Annotated in this window: 4 protein-coding genes; all 4 read right to left on the bottom strand. The window is 41.6% G+C overall.

The annotated features are described in order from the left end of the window. Window positions 1–287: 287 nt before the first annotated feature. Window positions 288–482: a 30S ribosomal protein S21 gene (rpsU, locus tag IQ229_RS21655; protein WP_194047266.1), complete on the bottom strand. Its 195-nt coding sequence runs from the start codon at window positions 480–482 to the stop codon at window positions 288–290. Between the two features lie 122 nt (window positions 483–604). After that, the gene (locus IQ229_RS21650) at window positions 605–919 is read right to left on the bottom strand and encodes an RNA recognition motif domain-containing protein (protein ID WP_194047264.1); all 315 of its coding nucleotides are present in this window, start codon (window positions 917–919) and stop codon (window positions 605–607) included. A gap of 395 nt (window positions 920–1314) precedes the next feature. Next, complete coding sequence (locus IQ229_RS21645) at window positions 1315–2175, bottom strand: 3'(2'),5'-bisphosphate nucleotidase CysQ family protein (protein WP_194047263.1); 861 nt, start codon at window positions 2173–2175, stop codon at window positions 1315–1317. Window positions 2176–2263: 88 nt separating this feature from the next. Then, the coding region (locus IQ229_RS21640) for a PfkB family carbohydrate kinase (protein WP_194047261.1) at window positions 2264–2946 on the bottom strand (683 nt) is incomplete at its 5' end.

Raw genomic sequence — 2946 nt, 5'->3', positions numbered from 1 at the left:
TTAAGCATTTTTTCTCTTCTCTCTGTTTCCTCTGCGCCTCTGCGGTAGCCTTCGGCAAGCCGCTTTGCGTCTACGTTAAAAAAGTTGACTTTGACAAAGAGTTTTAGCCTTAACTGAACCGTATTGATATATACACTTAATAGCGCTGAAAAAACAGTACAGCCTTACTACGAGCAGCTTGTTTATTGATTGATGTGTGCCTAATTACTTGTGGCTTGTCGGAGGTATGGCAACAATGAAGAGATGCTGGCTAGATGTCAAATCGAAGGGCAAATTTGCTTGGACTTTTAATTGAAGCGAGAACGTTGTTGACGACGTTGTTTGTGCCTAGCAATTGCTTTACGCTTCTCTTTTTCTATCGGTGTCTCGAAGTGACGTTTTTTTCTCATATCTTGGAAAATTCCTGCTTTAGAAACTTCCCGTTTAAATCTTCTCAAGGCTGATTCGATACCTTCATTCTCTCCTAAAACTACTTTTGTCATCTCATTCCTCCTTAATGTGGATGAATAGTTCAGGACTACATAACAAATAAAATATTCCAGCAGAATGGAGCCTTTGGCTTTATCTGCTGGAGACTCTAAATGTGAAATTTTCAGGAATCGACTTAGTAGCGATTATTGTTGCGGCGGGCATTATTACCGCCACCCCAGCTACCGCGAGAGGAGTTACTTCTTTCCTCACGGGGTTTAGCTTTGTTCACTTTCAAATCACGTCCCATCCACTCAGCACCATCAAGTGCATCAATGGCAGCTTGTTCTTGTGTGTCTGATTCCATTTCCACAAAAGCGAACCCACGAGGCCGGCCTGTTTCCCGATCTGTGGGTAGTTGAACACGATTTACTGTTCCGTATTCTGCAAAAGCCTGCTTTAGGTCCTCTTCTGTAACCTGATAGGACAGGTTTCCGACGTAAATTGACATAGAAATCTCCGAATTCAGGGAGTGTAGAGAGTTAAATTCGGAGAGACGGTTTTTAGAAATCAAAACGAGTTACTCAACCGAAAATAATCTTTATGTCCATGAGTGTAGCACAGCATTCAGCCTTTGAATATTGTCTGATAGTGAATTTTATTCACAAATTAAACCTTTAAAGACGGTTTGCAGACTTTCTAAAGACTGGCTTTTTTTGCTTGTACTATATAAAGTTACACTTTTAATTGGAAATCGTAATTAACTTGCGATCGCCCAGGTATTTAGTGTTTTGAAAATTAAGCTGTGGACTAAAGAGTAAAGATTATTATCGATGGTAGCCCTAATCATACCATGATTAACGATCTTAAAAGAAAATTAAAAAATATTCATTCTCAAATGCCCTATTAGCTATGGTCAAACTGCGCTAAAACCCCTTCTGCTTTCTTACACAATACTTCGTGATATTCACCATTACTAGCTAGCAAACCTCCCCATTGATTGATATCACCAGTGTTATACCGCAACGGAGTGCCATCGAAGTGAGTAAATTTACCACCAGCTTCTGTTAAAATAAGCTCTGGGGCTGCTATATCCCAATCTTTGGGCGCAGACTTACCGGAAAGGGATATATAGATATCTGCCTGTTGCTCGACAATGGTGGCAATTTTACAACCTACACTACCCACAGATTTCTGATTTTGACAGGGTAAGTTTTGTAGCAAATAATCTAACCGTTGGTTGCGGTGAGAGCGACTAACGACTAAGGTTAAATCCTCAATTCGTTTACCTGAAGACACTTGTAAAGGAACAGATCCGTCACGGGTTTCTACAAATGTACCCCCACCTTTGGTAGCGTAATATAACTTTTGAGCCTCTGGTACTGCCACCACTGCCAACACTGGGCGTGTTTCCTTGACTAAAGCAATGTGAACTGCATAGTCTCCAGTTTTTTCGATAAAATCTCGTGTGCCATCCAAAGGGTCAATTATCCATACCCAAGGGGCAGAAGCCTTTCTACCACTACTTGACGATTGATAAGTTTCTTCGCTGATGTAAGCAAAATCTTCGTTACCCAAAGTTGCTTGTAGCCTCTGCAAAATGTATTGACTCACAGCTACATCGGCAACAGTGACAGGCTCATTCTGCTTATATTGAATTTCTAAGTCAGGGTCTTTTGCTGTGCCGTCGTAATACGATCGCAGTATATCTGCTGCGCCCCAACCTATTTCACGAGCGATCGCTAATATTTCTTCTAAATCTTTCATTAATTTGGCCTATCTAAAAATATGCATAATGTGATTAGGGGCGCACTGCGATACTTAGTTTAACTAATTACGAATTACGAATTACGAATTATCTTAAATCCATCCAGCGCCGAGTACCAAAAAATTTACAGGAATCAGCAGCAATATTAGCTGCCAGTGCCAGTGCATCAGTAAAGCTTTCCCTTAAAATGTAATGACAGAAAGCACCGTGAAAAATATCTCCAGCCCCTAACGTATCAACCGCTTGAATCTGCGGCACATCTACGATACCAGTTTTAGTGCCACTCAAGTATTCAATTGGTTCTTGCCCGTGGGTAATGGCGATGTGAGGAATGTCAAATCCACTGAGATAGCTAAAAACGTCTTCTCCAGTTTGGCAGTTGGGGGGATAAAAATTAGCTGAACAGATAGCGTAATCTACAAACGGTAGAATTTGCTCAAATCCAGGCTTCCAACTACCACCATCGATCGCTACTGGGATATTATTGGCTTTAGCCATTTGAACGATGGAATCACCAACCGCCATCTGATGTCCATCAATCAGTACCATATTGACATTCTGCAAAATATCTGGCGGGATAGATGCGCTGCTAGCTTGAGTTTTGACAGCATTGATCGAAACCACAGCGCGTTCACCTGTGGCTTGAGTGACAATGATCGAAGATACAGGCGGTACTAAATCAGTGGTAGGCTCAAGGTCTGCGATCGCAACTTTGTAATTTGCCAAGTCATCTCGAATCAGCTGCGTCATTGGGTGAGAACCTACTACAC

Source organism: Nostoc cf. edaphicum LEGE 07299 (genome assembly GCF_015207245.1).
Lineage (GTDB): Bacteria > Cyanobacteriota > Cyanobacteriia > Cyanobacteriales > Nostocaceae > Nostoc > Nostoc edaphicum_B.
Note: the sequence above shows the minus strand (reverse complement) of the source record. Positions and strands in the feature narration are given on the sequence as shown.